Here is a 5,633-nt window from a genome sequence, read left to right as displayed (position 1 = left end):
CGTGGGTAGTTAGTAAAAAATCTCTCCAAATTTAGCAAGACAGTTGATTGAAGAGGAGGCTCACGGCCTACGGAAAGCGTAACGCCTGGAACGGAAATCAACAGCCACATTTTAAAAAAGCCTCTCAATGTGGAGAGGCTTTTTTACTGCAATTAACCAAACAAGGTTATTAAATGATTCAGCTTATGGCTTAATAGCATAAATTCTTTTTTGTCCTTCAAATCAAGAGCGTCATCAATCTGCTTCTGGAGTTTACTCTTCTTCTCCTTGAGTATGGCTTCGTGGATGATCATATCAATAAAGACTTCTTGCAATGTGGCATTTACTTTTCGCTTTTTTAAGCTTGAGGACTCTGCCAAATCTGAATATGACTTATCATTTTTCATGAAGACCACTCCTGACACTTTTTATTATTATATGAGCAAAGAGGGGATAAATTCAACAGAAAATTCAAAATATTTTTTAAATGAATAGTTTGTACGACTATTTTTACTTTTATTGTAAGTTTATCAGAATATTTTGTGTATTTTAGTGTAATTTGTAATAAAACATGATAATATGTAATAAATTTCAATTAATTGTAAAAAGCCAAGGGAGAAGGGAGAACATTAATGAAAAGGGTTCAAGAGGGTCTTATTGAGGAGTACGAAATTAATCCTTATACACTTCTAATTAAACCAATTCAGTATGGAAGTGAAATGTATTCCCAGATTTTCGAATTAGAAGATGAATTTATCTCCCCGTTTAAACCTCTGGATATTATTAAACGGAGCTGTGAATATTTTGGTTCGAGTTACGAGGGAAGAAAGGATGGAACAAAACATTTAATCGGAATTACCCACAAGGCTCCAATTGCCATTGATCCAACAAGCTCTATTTTTTTCTTTCCGACTTCTTCACCTGCACGACCTCAGTGTATGTGGCTGTCACATCATCATGTTAGTAAGTTTACTCGTGCAGATACAGGAATGACATCTGTTGTTTTTCGAAATCAGCAGCAGATTGAAATAGACATTTCCTATAGTTCATTTGGCAATCAAGTAATGAGAACTGCCCTTCTCAAAACGAAACTCTTGCAGCGTATAGAAGAAACAGAACGGCAGCAGTATTATTTAGGTTCAAGAAAAGGAATTGCAGAACAAAATGAAAGCGCTTCAAAATACTCTTTATTGAGATAGTTGACCGTGGTTGGGGACATTCTTCTGTTGCTCTGTTGAGAGCTTGTCTCCAAAACTCTTATTGTTCATAGAGCCTCTTAACTAAGTAATAAGCCAATAATTCCTCTGTTTTATTTCGTAAGCGCGGGTTGAAATAGTTATGGTGCTCCTCGAAGCCTTTATAGATAAAACTATACATAGTAAAGTCTTTGTCACGTTTCATCTCGCTCACCTTAATATTTTCCTTCCGTAAAAAACTTCGTACAACAGTTAACTCCTGCTGAACTATTTTTAGAGCCTCTTCCACTAATTCTTGGTAGGGCTTTTTTAATTTGAAAGAACTCTTCTCAATAACCGCTAAATCTAGATTAAAGATCGTAATAACCATCGGAAGGTAAATTGCCTTTTCAATCATATTCCGATCATGTTCTGGAATTCGGGTCATTGGTCAGGCTCCTTTCTTAGTTGACATGTCGGGATGTATTTATTCTATGTAAGGGAATAAAAAATAAGAACAAATGTTCCTTTTTATCGTAATCGATAACTCCTTTAGTTGCAAGCTGATATTCTTATTTTAAAAACGGGTTAGCTTTCCTTCGATTTAGGGAAAATAAACAGTATCTTAATAAAAGCAATTCTTGCAATTCAGTATATTGTTCGCTTACATTTAGATAAACAACTCAAAATTCAAGGATGATTGATGTCTGGGGAGAGAATTATGGATTTTTATGGCTTAGAAGAGTGGCTCACATCAGAAAATATTCTAGAACTGATAAAAAAATACCGATCATTTGGACCAATTCCAGGTGTAGTATTACCAATGCTTGAGGCGTTTTTACCTTTCTTACCATTAGTTGTTTTTGTGGTTGCGAATGCCAGTGCTTTTGGTTTATGGTTAGGTTTTTTAGTTTCATGGATTGGTACCGTTACGGGTTCTTTACTCGTTTTTCTTATCTTTCGTAATTATGGACAAAAAAAACTACTCCGATTCCTTTATAAGAATAAGCAAGTACAAAAGCTAATGGAGTGGGTGGATCGTCATGGATTTGGTCCATTATTTTTACTTCTTTGTTTTCCGTTTACACCATCGGCAATTGTTAATATTGTTGCAGGGTTATCGAAAATCAGCCGCGGACAGTATGCATTAGCATTAATGGGCGGGAAATTGGTTATGATTTTTACAATTAGCTTTATTGGTTATGACGTTGTTTCGTTGATACATAAGCCCGTTCGTACTGCGATTATGGCAGGTGTTATTTTTATCCTATGGCTGGTAGGAAAAAGGATTGAGGCAAGACTTAATAAAAGCATGAAGAGAGAGGACGGCTAATACTATCTAATAAAGTGGTTTTTGACGGAGGCAATTGAATGGAAGAGAAAAAGTCATCTTTCAAGATTAGAAGTATCCTTGCTGCCTTCCTTATTTTCCTAGTAATCCGTGCTTTTTTATTTACTAATTATGTAGTTGATGGTCGATCGATGGAGCCGTATTTAGGGCAAGGAAATAAGCTGGTTGTGGATCGGGTTGTCTACCGATTTTCCTCCGTTAAGCGTTTTGACGTGATTGTTTTTCATGCGAACAGGAAGGAAGATTATGTGAAACGAGTAATTGGAATTCCAGGAGATGTGATTTCCTATCAAGATGACAAATTAATGATAAATGAGAAGGAATATTCGGAGCCGTACTTAGTCGAGCACCCTTTTCTTGGTCAGCATTTGACTGGTGATTTCACTTTGAAGGAAATAATTGGTGTTGATAGGATTCCTGAGGGCAAGGTATTTGTACTCGGTGATAATCGGCTTGAAAGTATGGATAGCCGTCACATCGGCCTTATACCAATTGACCGAATCGTTGGGAAAGTAGATCTTAAATATTGGCCCCTTTCAGGGGCTTTCTAAATCAGCTATTGATAACGTGTAATTTTGGACCCAAGTGTGGGTTCTTTTTTATGTAATTCGATAAAAAGCAAAAAAACGTAAATAAGACCGCTTTCCTGTTTGTCAGGCGAACATACGATTGGTAAAAGCCGTGTCAAACCGGTAAAATAGAAGGTAAAGGCCCAAAGAGAATTTCCAGAAATCCTGTCAGAAAGCTGCTCGGATTTTCTGTTAAGATAGGGGTAAAGATGTAGACGGAAGAAGGAGGCAAAAAGATGCCGCTCCAATTTTTAGTAGGTCGATCGGGAACAGGAAAAACGACAAGAATTCTTGAGGATATTCGTGAAAAACTGCGAAAAGATCCGGCTGGAGATCCAATTATCTACCTTGTGCCGGATCAGATGACATTTTTGTCAGAATATAAATTAGTGAAAACGCCTGATCTCGGCGGGATGGTACGAGCACAGGTTTTCAGCTTCAGCCGTCTGGCTTGGAGGGTGCTTCAAGAAACAGGCGGAATGAATCGCCGTCATCTTGACAGCGTCGGTGTTACTATGTTGATTCGTAAGATTATGGAAGATAAAAAAAGTGATTTAAAAATGTTTCGCCGTTCTGCGGATAAGCAAGGGTTCATAACCCAAATGGATGAAATGCTGAAGGAGTTCAAACGATATTGCATTGATCCCGAGCAGGTGCGAGTCTTTCATGATGAAACAGAAGAACTGCCTGAGGGACTTCGTGATAAACTTCATGATTTGGATTTAATCTATCAGCAGTTTGAGGAAGAATTGATTGGAAAGTATCTAGACTCAGAAGATTATTTTAAATTGCTTGTTGAAAAGATGGCGGACTCGTCATACTTAGCATCTGCGACCATTTATATGGATGGTTTCTATAGTCTCACACCACAGGAACTGTTGATTGTTGCTGGACTGCTGAAGCATAGCCGCCATATAACGGTATCACTCACACTAGATCAGCCATTCAGACAGAATCCACCTGATGCACTTCACTTGTTCAGGCAGACGGGCTCTACTTATTACGACATTTACCAAAGTGCGTTGAAGCAGGGGATATCCATTGAGGAGGACATGGTGCTTGAAGCGGAAGGACGCTATACAGGAAGTCCTTCTTTGAAACATCTTGAAACGAACTTTGCGGTAAGACCGGTGACAAAGTATCCTCTCGACGCTCGGGTCACCGTAACCCAAGCAGTGAATCGTCGGGCAGAAGTAGAAGGAGCAGCAAGAGATATTCTAAAACTCGTTCGCGATGGTGATTATCGATGGAATGATATTGCCATCCTTGTTCGAAACGGTGAGTCCTATCATGACTTAATTGATACTGTTTTTAAAGATTACGAGATTCCTGTTTTTATCGATTCGAAGCGTTCGATGCTTAATCATCCGCTGCTTGAGCTTATTCGCTCAACACTTGAAATTATTGTGAGCAACTGGAGATATGAAACGGTTTTTAGAGCGATTAAAACGGAGCTGCTGGCACCCATTGGCCAAACGACGCCTTCTATGCGTGAACGAGTTGATCGTCTTGAGAATTATGTGTTGTCACGCGGAATAAAAGGGACAAGGTGGACGTCAAAGGACCGCTGGGGTTACCGGAGAATTAGAGGCTTAGAACTTGAAGAAAGATCTCAAACGACTAAAGAGAAAGAACTCGAGGATGAGTTAAATGACTTGAAGGAAATGTTCACGGAACCGATTCTCACTCTATCCCGCCGCTTAAAGCGTGCTAGAACCGGTAGAGAATATTGTGAAGCCCTTTTTATTTATTTAGAGGAGCTGCATATTCCAGAGAAACTCGACAAGCTGAAGTTTGAAGCAGAAGAAGCAGGGGAATTGATACGAGCCCGAGAGCATGAACAGTCTTGGGATGCTGTAATCGATCTTCTTGATCAGTACGTGGAGATTCTTGGTGATGAAAAGGTAGGACTAAAACAGTTTTCAACCATAATGGAGACGGGAATGGAATCTATGAAATTTTCCCTCGTTCCGCCCGCTATCGATCAAGTAATTGTTGCGAACCTTAATTTATCAAGGATTGATGATGTCAGGGCAGCGTTTGTCATTGGTCTAAATGAAGGCATACTGCCAGGGAAAGTGACAGCTGAGGGCATCTTTTCAGACAGTGACCGTAATGCCCTGCTTGCTGACGGATTGGAAGTCGCTCCAGGTTCAGGGCTGCGTCTCCTTGATGAAGAATTTACGGCTTACAAAGCGTTTACCACCCCTTCTGAGGCATTATTCATGTCATACCCACTGGCGGATGAAGAAGGGAAATCGCTGTTGCCCTCTTCTTATATAAAACGTGTCCGAGATTTGCTGGATCAGGTAAATGAAGCGGTGTATACGAATGATCCATCCGATTTCGATGCAGTAAAGCAAGTATCATTTGCTGCTAATTATAATGTAGCGTTGGCTTATTTAACTGCCCAGCTGCAGTTGTTAAAACGGGGTTATCCAATTGATGCAATGTGGTGGGATGTTTACAATGCATATATGAGAAATGATGATATTAAGCCGCTTGCCATCAGGGTGTTATCCAGCCTGTTTTATGAAAATAAAGCGAAGAAACTTTCAG

6 protein-coding genes are annotated in these 5,633 nt (G+C 39.4%); 4 read left to right on the top strand and 2 right to left on the bottom strand.

Features of this window, described 5'->3' with window-relative positions; translation table 11 throughout:
- Positions 1-152: 152 nt before the first annotated feature.
- Positions 153-386, bottom strand: a complete 234-nt coding sequence (locus tag AC52RT_RS13800) for an IDEAL domain-containing protein (protein WP_495541276.1) — start codon at positions 384-386, stop codon at positions 153-155.
- Between the two features lie 225 nt (positions 387-611).
- Between AC52RT_RS13800 and AC52RT_RS13795 the strand changes: the two genes are divergently transcribed.
- Positions 612-1,178, top strand: a complete 567-nt coding sequence (locus AC52RT_RS13795; protein ID WP_495541275.1) for a competence protein ComK — start codon at positions 612-614, stop codon at positions 1,176-1,178.
- A gap of 58 nt (positions 1,179-1,236) precedes the next feature.
- On the opposite strand, the gene AC52RT_RS13790 is transcribed toward AC52RT_RS13795, so the two are convergent.
- Positions 1,237-1,602, bottom strand: coding sequence for a YhjD family protein (locus AC52RT_RS13790; RefSeq protein ID WP_495541274.1), 366 nt, complete (start codon positions 1,600-1,602; stop codon positions 1,237-1,239).
- A gap of 273 nt (positions 1,603-1,875) precedes the next feature.
- Between AC52RT_RS13790 and AC52RT_RS13785 the strand changes: the two genes are divergently transcribed.
- The 3 genes from AC52RT_RS13785 to addB form a co-directional block, all read left to right on the top strand.
- Entirely contained in the window at positions 1,876-2,487 is a 612-nt protein-coding gene (locus AC52RT_RS13785; protein WP_495541273.1) for a TVP38/TMEM64 family protein, read from the top strand.
- A 38-nt stretch (positions 2,488-2,525) separates the two neighbouring features.
- Positions 2,526-3,056: a signal peptidase I gene (gene lepB, locus AC52RT_RS13780; RefSeq protein WP_495541272.1), complete on the top strand. Its 531-nt coding sequence runs from the start codon at positions 2,526-2,528 to the stop codon at positions 3,054-3,056.
- A gap of 254 nt (positions 3,057-3,310) precedes the next feature.
- On the top strand, positions 3,311-5,633 hold a 2,323-nt coding region (addB, locus tag AC52RT_RS13775), incomplete at its 3' end, for a helicase-exonuclease AddAB subunit AddB (protein WP_495541271.1).

It is taken from the genome of Peribacillus sp. (assembly GCF_059453735.1).
Note: the sequence above shows the minus strand (reverse complement) of the source record. Positions and strands in the feature narration are given on the sequence as shown.

Coding starts and splice junctions, on each gene's coding strand:
- AC52RT_RS13785 (WP_495541273.1), top strand. CDS start 1,876: ATGGATTTTTATGGCTTAGAAGAGTGGCTCACATCAGAAAATATTCTA.
- AC52RT_RS13795 (WP_495541275.1), top strand. CDS start 612: ATGAAAAGGGTTCAAGAGGGTCTTATTGAGGAGTACGAAATTAATCCT.
- AC52RT_RS13800 (WP_495541276.1), bottom strand. CDS start 386: ATGAAAAATGATAAGTCATATTCAGATTTGGCAGAGTCCTCAAGCTTA.
- lepB (WP_495541272.1), top strand. CDS start 2,526: ATGGAAGAGAAAAAGTCATCTTTCAAGATTAGAAGTATCCTTGCTGCC.
- AC52RT_RS13790 (WP_495541274.1), bottom strand. CDS start 1,602: ATGACCCGAATTCCAGAACATGATCGGAATATGATTGAAAAGGCAATT.